Raw genomic sequence first — 17,476 nt, 5'->3', positions numbered from 1 at the left:
TACCATCGATACGTTGTTAACTATCGTCCCGCGCGAGGATGTATTCCTCGAGCAGCTTCTTCTCTTCTCCAGAAAGCGAGCGGCTTTCCAGAAGATCGGCGCGTCGTTCATAGGTCCGACCAAGGGACTGCTGTAAACGCCAACGCCGGATGTGTGCGTGATTGCCACTTAGCAATACGTCGGGAACACGCTGATCCGCATACACCTCCGGTCGGGTGTAGTGCGGGCAATCCAGCAAACCATCCGTGAAGGAATCTTCCTCCGCGGAGTCCGCATGCCCTAAAGCTCCAGGCAGCAGTCGTGTAACCGCATCTATCAGGACCATCGCCGGCAGCTCGCCGCCAGACAGGACATAGTCCCCAATCGACCACTCTTCATCGACATGAGCTTCAATAAACCGCTCGTCAATGCCTTCATAGCGACCGGCAATCAGGATTAATGCTTCCTCATTCGCCAGTTCGCGAACCCCAGCCTGTTTCAGCTGACGGCCTTGAGGGGACAGGTAAATTACCTTCGCCTTCTCCCCGGCAGCTGCCTTGGCCTGGGCCAATGCGTCTTCCAGGGGCTTGATCTTCATCACCATGCCCGGGCCACCGCCAAATGGGCGATCGTCCACAGTGTGATGTCGATCCGTCGTGTAGTCTCGCGGGCTCCAACAGGTAAGCTGCAACAGCCCCTGTTTCACCGCCCGACTGGTGATGCCGTACTCGCTGATGGCGGAAAACATCTCGGGAAACAAACTGATCACTTCAATGCGCAAATTAGCCACGCTTAGAAGTCCGCGTCCCATTCCACCTTCATCTCGCCCGCTGCCAGGTCGACGGCCAACACGCATTGCCCGGTATACGGCAACAGGCGTTCGCGGTCATCCAGGCTGCCAGCGCAAGGCTTGACCACCATTACATCATTGGCGCCGGTTTCCAGAAGATGATCGATTTTCCCGAGCAATTGCCCCAGTTGATCAATAACCTTCAGACCTTCCAGCTGGTACCAGTAGTACTCGCCGTCGGTCAATTCAGGGAACAGGTTGCGCGGCACGCAGATCTCATAACCGGCCAGAAGACGAGCTTCTTCACGATCATCAAGACCCTTGAGCTTTGCGACCAGGAACTTATCGCTCCCGCGTCCACTGACCAGCTCGACCTGTTTCACACTCCCTTCGCGCTTGAGCGTCCAGGTTTTGTACTGCAACAGGTTTTCTGTCGGATCAGTAAAGGAATACACCTTCACTTCGCCGCGAACGCCATGAACAGAGTAAATCTTGCCGATAACGATCAAATCATCAGCAACAGCTGGCGTCGCGTTCATATTGCTCAGGCTGCGGCCTTAGCCGAGTCCTTCAACAACTTGGCAACACGCTCGGATGGCTGTGCACCAACGCTCAGCCAGTAGGCTACGCGCTCTTGGTTCACGGACAGACGAACTTCTTGACCACGAGCAACAGGGTTAAAGAAACCAACCTGTTCCTTGTGCGAACCGTCACGCGGGTTGCGGCTGTCGGTTACGGTCAAGTGGTAAAACGGGCGCTTTTTGGAGCCGCCAAGGGCAAGACGGATTGTTAGCATGTGAACATCGTTCCTGTAGTCGGTGCTGCAAATCTAAATGCACAGCGGGCATAGGTGCCCGAAAGGCCGCATATTCTAAGGAATATCCGGACTTTTGCAAATGTCTTTTTCTGGCGCCTATCAGCGTGCCACTCAGATCTGCTATAGAGCCGTCGGTTAAAACGGCGAGTCAGCTCCCGCTAACCGCGGGTTTGCTGGAGATCCCACATCCTTGTGGGTCGGAGCGCAAGCATGCTTGCGCTCGAATACTTTACATTTTGGGCATGCCACCGCCGGGCAACATACCGCCCATGCCGCGCATCATCTTGGCCATTCCGCCTTTTGCGGAGAATTTCTTCATCATCTTCTGCATCTGCTTGTGCTGCTTGATCAAGCGACCGATGTCCTGCACCTGGGTGCCGGAGCCCATGGCGATCCGACGTTTGCGCGAACCACTGATCAGCTCAGGGTCGCGGCGCTCGGCCGGGGTCATGGAATTGATGATGGCTTCCATCTGCTTGAATTGCTTCTCTGCCGCGCCCTGGGCATTGCCCATTTGCGCCAGGTTCACACCGCCTATGTTCGGCAGCTTGTCCATCAGGCCGCCGAGGCCGCCCATGTTTTTCATCTGTTGCAGCTGGTCGCGGAAGTCTTCGAGGTCGAAGCCCTTGCCCTTCTTCAGCTTTTTGGCCAGTTTGTCGGCCTTGTCTTTGTCGAGGGTGGCTTCGGCCTGTTCGATCAGACTGAGCACGTCACCCATGCCGAGGATGCGCGAGGCGATCCGCTCTGGGTGGAACGGCTCGAGCGCGTCGCTCTTCTCGCCCATACCAATGAACTTGATCGGCTTGCCGGTGATGGCACGCACCGACAGCGCGGCACCGCCACGGGCGTCGCCATCGACCTTGGTCAGGATCACGCCGGTCAGCGGCAGTGCGTCACCGAAGGCCTTGGCGGTGTTGGCCGCATCCTGGCCGGTCATGGCGTCGACCACGAACAGCGTTTCGACCGGGTTGATCGCGGCATGCAGCGCCTTGATCTCGCCCATCATCTCTTCGTCGATGTGCAGGCGACCGGCGGTATCGACGATAACCACGTCGATGAATTTCAACCTGGCTTCTTTAATAGCCGCGTTGGCGATGTCGACCGGCTTCTGGCTCAGGTCAGACGGGAAGAAGGTCACCCCCACTTCGCCCGCAAGCATTTCGAGTTGCTTGATGGCCGCCGGACGGTACACGTCGGCCGACACCACCATCACGGACTTCTTCTTGCGCTCTTTAAGGAAGCGCGCCAGCTTGCCGGCGGTGGTGGTTTTACCCGCACCTTGCAGACCAGCCATCAGCACAACCGCTGGCGGTACGGCGCTGAGGTTCAAATCCTCGTTGGCCGCGCCCATCAGGCTTTCGAGTTCGGCCTGGACGATCTTCACAAAGGCCTGGCCCGGGGTCAGGCTGCGGGACACTTCGGTGCCGACCGCGCGCTCTTTGACCGAGTTGACGAAGTCCTTGACCACAGGCAAGGCCACGTCGGCTTCCAGCAACGCCATGCGCACTTCACGCAGGGTGTCTTTAATATTGTCCTCGGTCAGCTTGGCCTTGCCGGTTACGTGGCGCAGCGTCTGCGAGAGACGGTCAGTCAGGTTTTCAAACATGCGCGATCCTTTCAGGCCCTATTCATCGAAATGCAGTGGTGACCGAGGTAATGGCGGCCCAGGCTGTGGTAAATCGCTATTAAAAACAGCGCTCGGCGAGCCTGCGGCGTGGGCAGGTCGCGGATTATAGCGAAGACTGCGCCTGTGCACACCCGCTGTCTGGCCCGGGAGTCTTTCGTGGAGCGCAGGTGTGTGCCAAACTCAGCGCCTTTCGGGCTTGTCTATCAGGATTTATGGTCCCCTTGTCACCCAGTTTGCTACCCAGCCTCGCCGCCGCCCTTTTGTATGCCGCTGCGACTCTCTATCAGGGCACTCGTCTGGCCCAGGGCACAAAAGCGGACAAACGCCTGCTGGTGGGCTTTGGCGTCATCGCCCTGCTGGCTCACGCCGCCAGCCTGTTCACGCACCTGATGACGCCGGTCGGCCTGGGCCTGGACTTTTTCAGCGCCGCCAGCCTGATCGCCGCCGCCGTCATCGCGCTGACGCTGATGGCCTGCTATCGAATCCCCGTCGAGAACCTGTTGGTGCTGCTATTCCCGCTGGGCATGCTGACGGTACTGCTGGCGCAATTTGCCCCGACCGGCACCGTGCAGGTCATCGACGAGGAACCGGGCATCCTCGCCCACATTCTGTTGTCGATTCTCGCCTACGGCATGTTCACCATCGCCGTGTTCCAGGCGTTGCTCGTGCTGCTGCAAGACCACCAGCTTAAAAACAAGCACCCGTCCGGGCTGATCAAGAACTTTCCGCCGCTGCAAACCATGGAAAGCCTGCTGTTCGGTTTCCTGTGGGCCGGCTGGACACTGCTGTCGTTGTCGCTGATTTCCGGTTGGCTGTTCGTCGAAAACCTGTTCGCCCAGCACCTGGTGCACAAAACCTTGCTGGCGTGCCTGGCCTGGATCGTTTTCAGCGTCTTGCTGTGGGGTCGCAACCGTCTCGGCTGGCGTGGGCACAAAGCGATCCGCTGGACCCTGGCCGGTTTCTGCCTGCTGATGCTGGCCTATTTCGGCAGCAAGCTGGTTCGCGAATACATCCTGCATATCTGACGGGCAGCGATCATGGACAACTTGCCCCTTGGGCCGATGCTCGCGGTAATCACCTTGCTGGTGTTATGGGCGGCGCTGTTTACCGCCATCGAAGCCGCACAACAACACCTGCTGGCACTGCGCCCTGGTACACGCCAGGGTGACAAGGCGGCCGCCCGCCTGAACTTCCCGCGTCACAGCCTGATCCTGTGCAACAGCTTGTGTCGCGCTGCAGTGGTTATTCTCTGCACCTTGCTGGCGATCTATGCCTGGGCGCAGAACGGCCCGTGGCTCGGTTGGCTGATTTCTTGCGCAATCCTGCTGGTGCTCGCCGACTACCTGCCCCGCGCCCTCGCGGTTCGCCATCCCCAGGCCGTACTGGGCTTTGGCAATACGCTGCTGGGCGTGCCGCTGAAAATTCTTTATCCGCTGGCGTGGCTGCTCAATGGCATCAGCCTGCTGCTGCTGCGCCCCTTCGCACGCAAAACCGGTGTGGTGAAAAAAAGCGACGAGCCGCTGCCCGATCACGATGATGAACCGGAGCCCGAGTCCGACGACAACCGCACCCCCGGCATGCCCGGTATTCACGCCCTGGACAACATCACGGTCAACGACATTCTGGTACCGCGCAGCGAAGTGGACGGCATCAACCTGGACGATCCGGTTGAAGAAATCATCGAGCAATTGCGCGCTTCCCAGCGCACGCGCCTGCCGATATTCCACAGCGACATCAACCAAGTCGAAGCGGTGCTCAACACCCGGCAGATCCAACACCTGCTGCCTGATGCCAGCCTGACCAAAGATGCCTTGCTCGCCGCTTGCCACGAACCTTACTTCGTTCCGGAAAGCACCCCGCTGCAACTGCAGCTGCTGAATTTCCACAAGCAGCAGCGACGCCTGGGCATGGTGGTGGACGAATACGGTGAAGTGCTCGGCATCGTCACCCTGGAAGACATCCTCGAAGAAATCGTTGGCGAATTCGAAAACGATCAGACGGTGGATAACCCGCATATCGACGCGCAACCCGATGGCCGTTTCATCATCGACGGCGCCGCCTCGATCCGCGAACTGAACAAGAGCCTGGGCTGGCACCTGCCCAGCGATGGCCCCAAGACCCTCAACGGGTTGGTGACCGAAGCACTGGAGACCATTCCGGATTGCGCGGTGTGCCTCAAAATCGGCCGCTATCGCCTGGAAATCCTCGAGACCGAGGACAACCGCGTCAGCAAAGTGCTGATCTGGCACACCAGCCGCGTGCCGGTCGCCGCATAACCTCTTGGCATAACACAATCCAATGTGGGAGCTGGCTTGCCTGCGATGGCATCACCTCGGTACTCCTGATGCACCGAGGCGTCTGTATCGCAGGCAAGCCAGCGCCCACATTGATCCGGTTTCCAGCCAAGAGATCCTCGCCTGCCCCCTTGTTGGATCCGCACCCCCCTTCCTATAATCGGCTCGGCTTACCCAAGCCCCGCCCGACCGCGTGCTACCCGCACTCAGCGCGTCCAGGCACCGCTTTACCGTGTCTGACCGGTGTTTGCTCCCATCCCGAGCCGCCCCGCCTACGCCCCTGATCCTTGGGTGTTCGACCAATAATAATCCGCGTCCAAACGCGCAATGACCGTCAGGGATACCGCCATGAGCACCACCTATAACGAGGCTGCAACCGCCGCCCCGCTCAACTCGACCGCACGGGTCGCGACCGCGAGCATCGTCGGCACCGCCATCGAGTTCTACGATTTCTATATCTACGCCACTGCTGCTGCGCTGGTGATCGGCCCGGTGTTCTTCCCGCAGACGTCCGGCACCGCGCAGATGCTGGCGTCGTTCCTGACCTTCGGCATCGCCTTCATCGCCCGCCCATTGGGCTCAGCGCTGTTCGGCCATTTCGGTGACCGTATCGGGCGCAAATCAACCCTGGTCGCCTCGTTGCTGCTGATGGGTGTGTGCACCACATTGATCGGCTTGCTGCCGGGCTATGACAGCATCGGCGCCTGGGCTCCGATTCTGTTGTGTGTGCTGCGTTTCGGCCAGGGCCTCGGGCTGGGCGGGGAATGGGGCGGCGCAGCATTGCTGGCGACCGAGAACGCACCAAAGGGCAAGCGCGCCTGGTTCGGCATGTTCCCGCAATTGGGCCCATCAATTGGCTTTCTGGCCGCGAACGGTTTGTTCCTGATCCTGGCCATGAGCCTGAACGACGAGCAATTCCGCAGCTGGGGCTGGCGCATCCCGTTCATCCTCAGCGCGGCGCTGGTGATGGTCGGGCTGTATGCGCGCTTGAAACTGCATGAAACCCCGGTGTTCGCCAACGCCGTGGCCAAAGAAGCACCGGTGAAAGTGCCGTTGGTGGAACTGTTCAGCCAGCATTGGCTGCCGGTACTGTTGGGCGCGGCGTCGATGGTGGTGTGTTATGCGCTGTTCTACATCACCACTGCGTTTTCCCTGAGCTACGGCGTATCGACGCTGGGCTACAGCCGCGAAACGTTCCTGGGCTTGCTGTGCTTCGCCGTGCTGTTCATGGGCCTGGCCACGCCATTGGCAGCCTTGGCCAGTGACCGCTACGGGCGCAAGCCGGTGCTGATTGTCGGCGCAGTGCTGGCGATTCTGTCGGGCTTCACCATGGAACCGCTGCTGACCCACGGCTCGACCTGGGCGGTGGCGTTGTTCCTGGCGCTGGAGCTGTTCCTGATGGGCGTGACCTTCGCGCCGATGGGCGCCTTGCTGCCGGAACTGTTCCCGACGCGCGTGCGTTATACCGGTGCTTCGGCGGCGTATAACCTGGGTGGGATTGTCGGTGCGTCGGCGGCGCCGTTCTTCGCGACCAAGCTGGTGGCGATGGGCGGGCTGAGTTATGTCGGCGGGTATGTGTCGGCGGCAGCGTTGCTCAGCTTGATCGCTGTGCTGTGCCTGAAAGAGACGCGGGATAATGATTTGAACAAGGTCGCCTGATAGACCGCCTTCGCGAGCAAGCCCGCTCCCACAGTTGAAATGTATTCACACATCAAACTTTGTGAACCCGATCAAATGTGGGAGCTGGCTTGCCTGCGATAGACGCGACGCGGTTTAGAGTTCTACTACAACAGCCTTCGAAGCACGGGTAGCCTTAGCCCGAGCCGCCTCAATCGACTCATCCCGCGCCAACGCCACACCCATCCGACGCTGACCATTCACTTCTGGCTTACCAAACAGACGCAACGCCGTGTCCGGCTCGCTCAAGGCGGCGCCGAGGTTGGCGAATGCCGTCTGGGTGGACTGCCCTTCCACCAGGATCACCGCCGACGCCGAAGGCCCAAACTGACGGATCAATGGAATCGGCAGGCCCAGAATCGCGCGAGCGTGCAGGGCAAATTGCGACAAGTCCTGAGAAATCAGGGTCACCAGGCCAGTGTCGTGCGGGCGCGGCGACACTTCGCTGAACCACACCTGATCGCCCTTGATGAACAACTCCACGCCAAACAGGCCGCGACCACCCAGCGCCTCAGTGACCGCTTTGGCCACGCGCTCGGATTCCGCCAGGGCAATCGGGCTCATGGCTTGCGGCTGCCAGGATTCCTGGTAGTCGCCCTTCTCCTGACGGTGGCCGACCGGCGCGCAGAAGGTGGTGCCGCCGATGTGGCGCACGGTCAGCAGGGTGATTTCGTAGTCGAAGTCGATGAAGCCTTCGATGATCACGCGACCTTTACCCGCCCGCCCGCCTTCCTGGGCGTAATCCCAGGCTTTCTGCACGTCATCAGTGCTGCGCAGCAGGCTCTGGCCCTTGCCCGAAGAACTCATCACCGGCTTGACCACGCACGGGAAGCCCAGGTCCTGCACGGCCTTGCTGTAGTCTTCGAAGGTGTCGGCAAAGTGGTACGGCGAAGTCGGCAGGTCCAGCTCTTCAGCGGCCAGGCGACGGATGCCTTCACGGTTCATGGTCAGCGACGTGGCGCGCGCAGTCGGGATCACGGTGAAGCCTTCGGCCTCCAGCTCCACCAGGGTGGCGGTGGCGATGGCTTCGATTTCCGGCACGATGAAGTGCGGTTTTTCCGCTTCGATCACGGCACGCAGGGCGGCGCCGTCGAGCATGTTGATCACATGGCTACGGTGGGCGACCTGCATGGCCGGCGCGTTGGCGTAGCGATCCACGGCAATCACTTCAACGCCCAGGCGTTGCAGTTCGATTACCACTTCCTTGCCCAGCTCACCGCAGCCACACAGCAAAACGCGGGTCGCGGTTGGCGACAATGGAGTTCCGATTCGGGTCATCTCAGGTCCTCAGGGGAGCGGATCATGGGGAGAAAGGCCGGCATTTTACATGAACTGTAAAAATTGGCCTCAGTTGGCGACGGCCCGTTTGCGCAAACGCCACGCCATGATCAGCCACACCACCGTGACCCCGGCGAATTTCGACACCAACGCCGTGCCGGCCACCGCTGGCGTCAGCGCGCCGATCAGGCCAAAGAAGATAAAGGTATCGATGGGAATGCTCAGCGCCGAACTTATCCACAGGCGATCATGCAGCGGGCGCTTGGTGATGCTGAACACCAGCCAGTCGATGCACTCGGACACCGCGAATGCCGTGGCGCTGGCCAGGGCAATGGACGGGTCGGAGGTGATATACGACAGCACCAGCGCCGCCAGCATGGCAATGATCGCGCCGTGGCCGAAACGGGTTTGCACCATGTCGCGCAGGATAAACACCAGGCCACCCCAGGCGGACCAGATAACGTCCAGGTGCGGGGCGGTGGAGAAAGCGAAGTTAATCAGCACGACACTGCTGATGTAGGCGATCAGGAAGAACATGAGGGGATTGGCCTGTGGGTAATGCGCAACAGGGTACACAAATAAAGGGATATCGTCTGGCAGGGCCTCTTCGCGAGCAAGCCCGCTCCCACACTTTGACCCTATTCCTACAGGATAAACACGGTCAAATGTGGGAGCGGGCTTGCTCGCGAAAGCGGTCTATCAGGCCCCCGACTTACCGGGCATCATCCACACCAACCCACTCGCCTTCGCCCGTTCATGGCACAACCCCAGCACCACCCGGCGTTCGGTGTTGTCCATGCGACTCCAGCGCGTAATCTCATCCACGGTGCGCTGGCAGCCGGTGCAAATATCGTCATCATCCAACGCGCAAATACTCACGCACGGTGAGGCGACAGGCCGTTCTACCGGGTTCATTCTTCTTGCTCAGCCAAATCACGCGCATACCGCTGCGCGTTATGCACATAGTGTGCAGCGCTGGCTTCGAGCATGCGCTTTTGCGCCTCGGTCAGTTCCCGCACCACCTTGCCCGGCGAGCCCATCACCAACGAGCCATCGGGAATTTCCTTGCCTTCGCCGATCAACGAATTGGCGCCGATGATGCAATGCTTGCCGATCCTGGCGCCGTTAAGGACGACTGCGTTAATGCCGATCAAACTGTAGTCGTCGACGGTGCAGCCATGCAGCATGGCGTTATGACCGATGGTCACGCCGGTGCCCAGGGTCAGCGGATAGCCCATGTCGGTGTGCATCACGCTGCCGTCCTGCACGTTGCTGTTCTTGCCGATCAGGATCAGTTCGTTGTCGCCACGCAACACCGCGTTGAACCAGACGTTGGCGCCCTCCTCCAGCTTGACCTTGCCAACCAGCGTGGCATTCGGCGCCACCCAGCTGCGTGGATGAGTCTCGACGCGGGCGTCGCCCAGGCGGTATTTCATGGTTTTTCCTCACGGCTGGCCATTCAATCGATGGCTTATATATTGATAAAGCTCTTGGGCGGCTGATGCAGGCTGATCTTCGCGTCGTCATAGAGCAGGTTGATCAGCTCGACAATCATGATCGCCGTCAGCCCCCAGATCTTGTATTCGCCAAACCGATAGCTGGGCACATACCAACTGCGGCCCTGGTAATCGATTCGGTGGGTATGTTCGCGCGGGTCCTGACGGAAAAACTCCAGGGGCACGCTGAAGACCGCAGCGATCTCGGCATCATTGGCCAGGTATTCGACGTAATCGGGGATAACCCCGACATAGGGCGTTACACGGATGCCGTGCAGGGAAATCAAGGGGCTCAACGGGCCGATGACCTCCACCAGCCCGGGCGGCAAGCCGATTTCTTCTTCGGCTTCGCGCAGTGCGGTAAAGATCAGGTCCGGGTCTTCGGGGTCACGTCGCCCGCCCGGAAACGCCACTTCGCCACCGTGGGTCGACAGGCCGCTGGCGCGCAAGGTCAGGATCAGCTCAGGTTCGTCACTGCGAGTAATCGGCACCAACACCGCGGCCTCGGGAAAACGCCCGTCGGTCTCCAGCGTGTGAGGGGTGTGATTGCTTACCCGGCGGAGTAGCTCGTCCAGCATGAGTCATCTCGGTCTGTTGGCTACCTTGCATCATGCACCAAAGCGTGCGGGTGCCCAACCCCAAAACCCGGTGCATGTCGCGAAACGACAACTTGCAGGAAAGCCTGGCAGCGAGCCAAGATGTGCCGACTCTCCAGGAACCCCAGCATGAACTTCTGCAGCCAGTGCGGTAAACCGGTTACCCAGCGCATTCCCGAAGGCGACGCACGCCTGCGCTTTGTGTGTGATCACTGCTCGACCATTCACTACCAGAACCCCAATATCGTCGCCGGCACCGTACCGGTGTGGGGCGATAAAGTGCTGCTGTGCCGCCGCGCCATCGAGCCCCGCCTGGGTTACTGGACACTCCCAGCCGGTTTCATGGAGAACGGCGAGACCGTGGAACAGGCCGCCATGCGCGAAACCCTGGAAGAGGCCTGCGCCCGCGTGCGCAACCTGAGCCTCTACACCCTGATCGATGTGCCGCACATTAGCCAGGTGCATATCTTCTACCGCGCAGAGCTGGTCGACCTGGACTTTGCCGCAGGCCCCGAAAGCCTTGAAGTGAAGCTGTTCGATGAAGCCGACATCCCTTGGTCAGAGCTGGCTTTCCGCACAGTCGGGCGTACCTTAGAATGCTTCTTCGCTGACCGTCAGCAACAGCTGTTCCCGGTTCGCAGCGAGTCGGTGCCGCCCATGACGCGGCCGGCCAAATAACAACACTCCAGGCAGCACCTTTACTAGGGAAACCGTTTTAATGCGTTGGTTGCTCGCTCTTATCTGCCTGTCGTTCGCTACCCTGTCTTCGGCCTCTTCGGTGGAAACCCTCGGCGGCAAACCTGTCGAGAAAATCCTGGTGCTCAAGTCCGCCCATCAGTTGCAACTGATCAACGACGGCAAGCCGCTCAAGAGCTATCGCATCTCCTTGGGTAAAAACCCTAAAGGCACCAAGCAGTTCGAAGGTGACCGCCGCACGCCGGAAGGCTTTTATTGGATCGACTGGCGCAAGACCAGCGACCGCTTCAACCTGGCCATGCACATCTCCTACCCGAATATCAGCGACTCCGCCCGTGCGCGCCGCGAAGGCGTGAGGCCAGGCAGCATGATCATGATCCACGGTACGCCCGACACCGAGGAATACCCGGAGCAGTGGTTCCACACCCTGGACTGGACCGACGGCTGCATCGGCATGCGCAATGTGGATATGCGCGAAGTCTGGAACCTGGTCAAAGACGGCACCATGATCGAGATTCGGCCGTAAAGTCGTACCGCTCGTAAAATAATTCAAAAATAATTTCCTGCCCGCGGCAGCACCTGCCGGTGAATACCAGTTCACCGCGCGGGCTGCGCACTTGTGCGCGCCATAAAGACCTCTCTAATACCACTTGATACCAGGCACCATTAAGGCGCCCTGAAACCGGCACTCGCACCGTTTTGGCAGCATTGACATGGTATTTAAGTGGTATTAATTTCCGGCCATTACCGGGCGACAACACTCCAATAACCGCATCGGAAACTTCACAGATGAACCCTATCCTGACGCTGCGCCCCGACGACAAACAATCCACGCCGCTGTACCTGCAACTGGCCCGCAACCTCGAAGCGGCGATCCATGCCGGCCAGTGGAAATCCGAGCAGGCACTGCCATCGGAACGCGCCCTCAGCGAGCAATTAAGCATCTCGCGGGTCACCGCCCGTAAAGCGCTGGAAGTGTTGTTTGCCCAAGGCCTGATCCGCCGCAGCCAAGGTTCTGGAACCTTTATCACCCCGCGCCTGGAACAACCGCTGTCACGCCTCTCAGGCTTCAGCGAAATGTTGCGCCTCAAGGGGTTTGTGCCGAGCTCCCAGTGGCTGGAGCGCGATATCACCCAGCCAACCCACGAAGAGCTGATCCGCCTGGGCCTGTCGCCCACCGACAAAGTGGCGCGCCTCAAGCGTCTGCGTAAAGCCGACGACACCGTCATGGCGATTGAAATGACCGCCATGCCTGCCTCAGTGCTGCCGCACCCGCAAGCCATCGGCAATTCGCTGTACGAATACCTGGAAAGCATCGGCAAGCCCATCGTGCGCGCCCTGCAACATATCCAGGCGATCAATGCCTCGGATGAGTTCGCCAAGCTGGTAGGCATCGCCCCCGGCACCGCCATGTTGCTGATGACCCGCGTCGGCTACACCGCCGACAACACGCCGATTGAAATCACCGACACCTACTGCCGCAACGATTACTACGACTTTGTCGCAGAGCTGCGCCGCTACGATTTTGCCGCTGAATTGCGGCCTTAGAGAACTGCCCATGTCCGAAGATAATATCCTCACGCCCCACGGCTGGATTCGCGGCCGCCTGGTGCACGAACGCGGCAAGGTGGTCGCCATTGAAGGCGCGCCGTGCGACCCCGCTGAAAACGATTTGCCGTACCTGCTGCCGGGCTTTATCGACCTGCACGTGCACGGCGGTGGCGGCAAAGACATCATGGAAGGCGTCGACGCCTTCGAGACCATCACCCGCACCCACGTGCGTTTTGGCACGACGTCGCTGCTGGCCACCACGATGACGGCACCGGTGGACGAAATCTCCCGCGTGCTTGGCCAGCTCGGCACTTTCTGCGAGCAGCGCCCCACCGGCAGCGCCCGTGTACTCGGCGTGCACCTGGAAGGGCCGTACATCAACCCCGGCAAACTCGGGGCCCAACCCAACTTCGCCCACACCGCACTGATGGCAGAAGTGGAAGCCTATCTGCGCCTGGCGCCGATCCGGGTGATCACCATTGCTCCGGAGATCGCTGGCCACGATGCCCTGATCCGCGCGCTCAGCCAACGCGGTGTGCGTATGCAGATCGGCCACACCTTGGGCAGTTATGAAGAAGGCGTCGCCGCCCTCGCTGCCGGCGCCACCAGCTTCACGCATTTATATAACGCCATGAGCCCGCTGCATCACCGCGAACCGGGCATCGTTGGCGCCGCCCTGGCGCACGCCAAATACGCTGAGTTGATTCCGGATTTGCTCCACGTACACCCCGGCGCCATCCGCGTGGCCCTGCGCTCGATCCCGTGCCTGTACTGCGTCACCGATTCCACCGCCGCCGCCGGCATGCCCGACGGTGAATACAAGCTGGGCAGCCACACCGTGACCAAATGCCTGGGCGGCGTGCGCCTGGCGGACGGGACCCTGGCCGGCAGCACCCTGACCATGGATCAGGCGCTGCGCAACCTGGTGAAAATCGGTCTGCCCATCAGCGAAGCCTCACAACGCCTCTCGCAATTTCCTGCGGATTACCTGGGCCTGGAAGAACGCGGGCGCCTGCAACCGGGCAGCTTTGCCGACTGCGTGCGGCTGGACCGCTCCCTGCACCTCACCGACGTAATGGTCGAAGGAGAAACCATTGACTTCAAAAATGCTTGAAGAGGCCCTGGCCTCCTGTGACGCCGTCGCGGCGCAACTGCAACGCCTGAACCCGATGCTGGAGGAAGTCGCCGGGCGCCTGCGCCGCCAGCCACCGCAAGTCGCGATGACCATTGCCCGTGGCAGTTCGGACCATGCCGCCAGCTACTTCGCCTACCTGGCCATGCAGCATGTGGGCATTCCGGTGGCGTCGTTGCCGATGTCGGTGGTGACGCTGTTGCAGGCGCCGCTGAAAGTCAGCGGCCAGGTCGCGTTCGGTTTCTCCCAGTCGGGGCAAAGCCCGGACCTGGTCAACAGCCTGCGCTTGCTGCGCAAACGCGGCGCCTTGAGCATTTCGATGGTCAACGCCGAGGACTCGCCGCTGGAAGCCGCCTGCGAATTCCATGTGCCATTGTGCGCCGGCCCGGAACAAAGCGTGGCCGCCACCAAAAGCTTTATCGCCACCCTCAGCGCCAGCGCGCAGTTGATCGGCCACTGGAACCAGGACCTGTTGCTGCTGCAAGCCTGCCAGGCGTTGCCCGCCGGCCTGCGTGAAGCCGCCACACAGGATTGGACCGCCGCCATCGACGCCTTGCGCACCAGCCAACGGCTGATTGTCATCGGCCGAGGCGCCGGTTTTGCCATCGCCCAGGAAGCTGCGCTCAAGCTCAAGGAGACGTCGGCGATCCAGGCCGAAGCCTTCAGCAGCGCCGAAGTGCGCCACGGGCCGATGGCCTTGATCGACCAAGGCTACCCGTTGCTGGTGTTCGCCCCACGCGGTGCAGAGCAAGCTGGCCTGCTGAGCCTGGCCGCCGACATGCGCCAACGCGGTGCCCGCGTGCTGCTGGCCGCGCCGGACGATATCAGCGAGCGCGACCTGACCCTGACCCGCGCCGAACACCCAAGCCTTGACCCGATCCTGGCGATCCAAAGCTTTTACGTAATGGCCGCTGGCCTGGCTGAAGCGCGGGGCATGGACCCGGACCAGCCGCGTCACCTGAGCAAAGTTACCCGCACTCACTGAGTAGCGTTTTCCTGATGAGTACCGTGCCCATGTCTTACAACAATAATGAATTGACCCTAAGCGCCCCACTCTGTGGCCCGGTGCTGACCCTGGGCAACGTTCCCGACGAAGTGTTCGCCAGCGGCGCCATGGGCGACGGTATTGCCATCGACCCGCTGAACGACTGCCTGCACGCGCCCTGTGACGGGGTGATTATCCATGTCGCCCGCACCGGGCATGCACTGACGATTCGCGCCGAAAACGGTGCGGAGGTGCTGATGCATGTGGGCATCGACACCGTGGAGCTGAATGGCGAAGGGTTTGCGCTGCTCGTAAAGGAAGGCGCACGGGTGAGTCAGGGCCAGGCGCTGGTGCAGTTCGATCTGGACCGGATTGCGCGCCAGTGCAAGAGCCTGATCAGCCTGATCATTCTGACTAATGGCGAGCACTTTGAGCTGCGGCCGGTGGCGGGAAAAATCGTCAAGCTTGGTGAGCCGTTGCTACACATCGTGGCGCGCTCGGCAGCACCGGCTCAAACGCCTGTGGATAACGCGTTCACCGAAGTCCGTGCCAGCGTGCGTATCACTCACCGAGGTGGTTTGCATGCGCGCCCCGCCGCGTTGATCCGCAAGACCGCCCAAGGTTTCAGCAGCCAGGCGCAGTTGCACTTCGCCGGTAAATCGGCGGCGTGCGACAGCCTGATCGGCCTGATGGGGCTGGGTATCGGCGAAGGCGACGAGGTACGTGTCACTTGCCGCGGCAAGGATTGCGAGGCCGCGTTGCAGGCGTTGGTTGCGGCACTGTCTGTCGCCATCAGCGAAGAACCGCACGCGCCGGTTGCCGTCGCGCCACGCAAGGCAAATACCGAAGCCGGTGTATTACAAGGCGTGTGTGCAGCGCCCGGCCTGGTGTGCGGGCCGCTGTTTCGCCTGACCGGTATCGAGCTGCCGGCAGACACCGGCAACCATCGTGCCGACGAACAACTGCAACGGCTGGATACGGCCCTTGAGCACGTGCGCGGCGAGATCCGCACTACGCTGGACCAGGCACGCCAACGCAAAGCCGTCGAGGAAGAAGAGATCTTCGCCGCCCACCTCGCGCTGCTGGAAGACCCGACGCTGTTGGACGCCGCCACCGGTGCCATCGAACACGGCAGCGCCGCCACCCACGCCTGGCGTGATGCGATCCAGGCGCAATGCGCCGTGTTACTGGCGCTGGGCAAACCGCTGTTTGCCGAGCGCGCCAATGACCTGCGGGATCTGCAACAACGCGTGCTGCGCACACTGCTGGGGGAAACCTGGCACTTCGAATTGCCCGCCGGTTCGATTGTCAGCGCCCATGAACTGACGCCATCCGACCTGCTGCAATTGAGTGCGCAAAACGCGGTAGGCATTTGCATGGCCGAAGGCGGCGCCACGTCCCACGTCGCCATTCTGGCCCGCGGTAAAGGCTTGCCTTGCGTCGTGGCATTGGGCGCCGAAGTGCTCGATGTGCCCCAAGGCCAACGCGTGGTGCTGGATGCGGCCAATGGTCGCCTGGAACTGGCTCCCAGCGAGGCGCGCCACGCCGAAGTGCACCAGATTCGCGACGCACAAACACTGCGCCGCCAACAGCAACAGGCCCACGCGCAGGAACCGGCCCGCACCACCGATGGCGTGAGCATTGAAGTCGCCGCCAATGTCGCCTCCAGCGCCGAAGCCCAAGTGGCCTTTGAAAACGGTGCCGATGGCGTCGGCCTGTTGCGCACCGAATTCCTTTTCGTCGACCGTCGCACCGCGCCGGATGAGCAGGAGCAGCGCCAGGCCTATCAAGCCGTGTTGGACGCTATGGGCGACAAGTCGGTGATCATCCGCACCATCGACGTGGGCGGCGACAAACAGCTCGACTACCTGCCGCTGCCCGTCGAAGCCAACCCAGTGTTGGGCCTGCGCGGGATTCGCATGGCTCAGGTGCGGCCTGAACTGCTCGACCAGCAATTGCGCGCCCTGCTGCAAGTCAGCCCGCTGGAACGTTGCCGCATCCTGTTGCCGATGGTCAGCGAGGTCGACGAATTGCTGCAGATCCGTCAGCGCCTGGATGAATTGTGCGTGGAGCTGGAATTGACCCAACGCCCGGAGCTGGGGGTGATGATCGAAGTCCCCGCCGCCGCGCTGATGGCCGAGCAGTTGGCCCAGCATGCGGACTTCCTGTCCATTGGCACCAATGACCTGTCCCAGTACACCCTGGCCATGGACCGCGACCACGCCGGCCTCGCCGCCCGGGTCGATGCGCTGCACCCGGCCTTGCTGCGGCTGATCGCCCAGACTTGCGCGGGGGCTGCCAAACACGGGCGTTGGGTCGGCATCTGCGGCGCCCTCGCGTCCGACCCGCTGGCCACGCCGGTACTCATCGGCCTGGGTGTCAGCGAGCTGTCCGTCAGCCCGCCGCAAATCGGAGAAATCAAGGACCGTGTCCGCCACCTGGACGCGGCTCAATGCCGGCAATTGAGCCAACGCCTGCTCGACCTGAGTAGCGCCAAAGCCGTTCGCCAAGCCTGTCAACACCACTGGCCGCTGAGCTGAAAACAACAAGAATAGGGA

At 61.2% G+C, this 17,476-nt stretch carries 18 protein-coding genes; 9 read left to right on the top strand and 9 right to left on the bottom strand.

Annotated elements, in window-relative coordinates:
* Positions 1–16: 16 nt before the first annotated feature.
* The 4 genes from trmD to ffh form a co-directional block, all read right to left on the bottom strand.
* Positions 17–790, bottom strand: a complete 774-nt coding sequence (gene trmD, locus ACI77D_RS05760) for a tRNA (guanosine(37)-N1)-methyltransferase TrmD (RefSeq protein ID WP_407016213.1) — start codon at positions 788–790, stop codon at positions 17–19.
* A complete protein-coding gene (gene rimM / locus ACI77D_RS05755) occupies positions 772–1,308 on the bottom strand; it encodes a ribosome maturation factor RimM (protein WP_056858695.1) in 537 nt (178 codons plus the stop codon). The genes trmD and rimM overlap by 19 nt, the downstream gene beginning before the upstream one ends.
* A gap of 5 nt (positions 1,309–1,313) precedes the next feature.
* Entirely contained in the window at positions 1,314–1,565 is a 252-nt protein-coding gene (gene rpsP / locus ACI77D_RS05750; RefSeq protein WP_003175899.1) for a 30S ribosomal protein S16, read from the bottom strand.
* A gap of 250 nt (positions 1,566–1,815) precedes the next feature.
* Complete coding sequence (gene ffh, locus ACI77D_RS05745; protein WP_024077237.1) at positions 1,816–3,192, bottom strand: signal recognition particle protein; 1,377 nt, start codon at positions 3,190–3,192, stop codon at positions 1,816–1,818.
* A 233-nt stretch (positions 3,193–3,425) separates the two neighbouring features.
* On the opposite strand from ffh, the gene ACI77D_RS05740 reads away from it, so the two are divergent.
* The 3 genes from ACI77D_RS05740 to ACI77D_RS05730 all read left to right on the top strand — a co-directional run bounded on the left by ACI77D_RS05740 (position 3,426) and on the right by ACI77D_RS05730 (position 7,166).
* Entirely contained in the window at positions 3,426–4,238 is an 813-nt protein-coding gene (locus ACI77D_RS05740; RefSeq protein WP_064454005.1) for an inner membrane protein YpjD, read from the top strand.
* A gap of 12 nt (positions 4,239–4,250) precedes the next feature.
* The gene (locus tag ACI77D_RS05735; RefSeq protein ID WP_407016212.1) at positions 4,251–5,489 is read left to right on the top strand and encodes a transporter associated domain-containing protein; all 1,239 of its coding nucleotides are present in this window, start codon (positions 4,251–4,253) and stop codon (positions 5,487–5,489) included.
* A 366-nt stretch (positions 5,490–5,855) separates the two neighbouring features.
* The gene (locus ACI77D_RS05730) at positions 5,856–7,166 is read left to right on the top strand and encodes an MFS transporter (protein WP_053257838.1); all 1,311 of its coding nucleotides are present in this window, start codon (positions 5,856–5,858) and stop codon (positions 7,164–7,166) included.
* 114 nt (positions 7,167–7,280) lie between these two features.
* Here ACI77D_RS05730 and purT read toward each other — a convergent pair whose 3' ends face one another.
* From purT to ACI77D_RS05705, 5 genes are all read right to left on the bottom strand, one after another.
* A complete protein-coding gene (gene purT / locus ACI77D_RS05725; protein WP_014719785.1) occupies positions 7,281–8,462 on the bottom strand; it encodes a formate-dependent phosphoribosylglycinamide formyltransferase in 1,182 nt (393 codons plus the stop codon).
* A gap of 69 nt (positions 8,463–8,531) precedes the next feature.
* Positions 8,532–8,999, bottom strand: a complete 468-nt coding sequence (locus ACI77D_RS05720; protein WP_053257839.1) for a preQ0 transporter — start codon at positions 8,997–8,999, stop codon at positions 8,532–8,534.
* A 162-nt stretch (positions 9,000–9,161) separates the two neighbouring features.
* Positions 9,162–9,377, bottom strand: coding sequence for a DUF1289 domain-containing protein (locus tag ACI77D_RS05715; RefSeq protein ID WP_060754280.1), 216 nt, complete (start codon positions 9,375–9,377; stop codon positions 9,162–9,164).
* On the bottom strand, positions 9,374–9,898 hold the full coding sequence (locus ACI77D_RS05710) for a gamma carbonic anhydrase family protein (protein ID WP_064454007.1): 525 nt from the start codon (positions 9,896–9,898) through the stop codon (positions 9,374–9,376). The genes ACI77D_RS05715 and ACI77D_RS05710 overlap by 4 nt, the downstream gene beginning before the upstream one ends.
* 35 nt (positions 9,899–9,933) lie before the next feature.
* Positions 9,934–10,536 (bottom strand): CoA pyrophosphatase, encoded by a 603-nt coding sequence (locus ACI77D_RS05705; protein WP_017736785.1) that lies wholly within the window; start codon positions 10,534–10,536, stop codon positions 9,934–9,936.
* A 147-nt stretch (positions 10,537–10,683) separates the two neighbouring features.
* Here ACI77D_RS05705 and ACI77D_RS05700 point away from each other — a divergent pair, with 147 nt between their 5' ends.
* The 6 genes from ACI77D_RS05700 (at position 10,684) to ptsP (ending at position 17,458) form a co-directional block, all read left to right on the top strand.
* Positions 10,684–11,232, top strand: a complete 549-nt coding sequence (locus tag ACI77D_RS05700; RefSeq protein WP_064454008.1) for an NUDIX hydrolase — start codon at positions 10,684–10,686, stop codon at positions 11,230–11,232.
* A 40-nt stretch (positions 11,233–11,272) separates the two neighbouring features.
* Positions 11,273–11,776 (top strand): murein L,D-transpeptidase family protein, encoded by a 504-nt coding sequence (locus ACI77D_RS05695; RefSeq protein ID WP_064454009.1) that lies wholly within the window; start codon positions 11,273–11,275, stop codon positions 11,774–11,776.
* A gap of 263 nt (positions 11,777–12,039) precedes the next feature.
* A complete protein-coding gene (locus ACI77D_RS05690) occupies positions 12,040–12,798 on the top strand; it encodes a GntR family transcriptional regulator (RefSeq protein ID WP_064454010.1) in 759 nt (252 codons plus the stop codon).
* A 10-nt stretch (positions 12,799–12,808) separates the two neighbouring features.
* Positions 12,809–13,915 (top strand): N-acetylglucosamine-6-phosphate deacetylase, encoded by a 1,107-nt coding sequence (gene nagA, locus ACI77D_RS05685; protein WP_407016211.1) that lies wholly within the window; start codon positions 12,809–12,811, stop codon positions 13,913–13,915.
* Positions 13,908–14,918: an SIS domain-containing protein gene (locus ACI77D_RS05680; protein WP_407016287.1), complete on the top strand. Its 1,011-nt coding sequence runs from the start codon at positions 13,908–13,910 to the stop codon at positions 14,916–14,918. The genes nagA and ACI77D_RS05680 overlap by 8 nt, the downstream gene beginning before the upstream one ends.
* A gap of 29 nt (positions 14,919–14,947) precedes the next feature.
* Positions 14,948–17,458: a phosphoenolpyruvate--protein phosphotransferase gene (gene ptsP / locus ACI77D_RS05675; RefSeq protein ID WP_407016210.1), complete on the top strand. Its 2,511-nt coding sequence runs from the start codon at positions 14,948–14,950 to the stop codon at positions 17,456–17,458.
* Positions 17,459–17,476 lie beyond the last annotated feature (18 nt).

The sequence above is a fragment of the Pseudomonas sp. O39 genome (assembly GCF_045447295.1).
GTDB lineage: Bacteria > Pseudomonadota > Gammaproteobacteria > Pseudomonadales > Pseudomonadaceae > Aquipseudomonas > Aquipseudomonas antarctica_A.
This window is presented reverse-complemented; position numbering and strand designations above follow the sequence as displayed.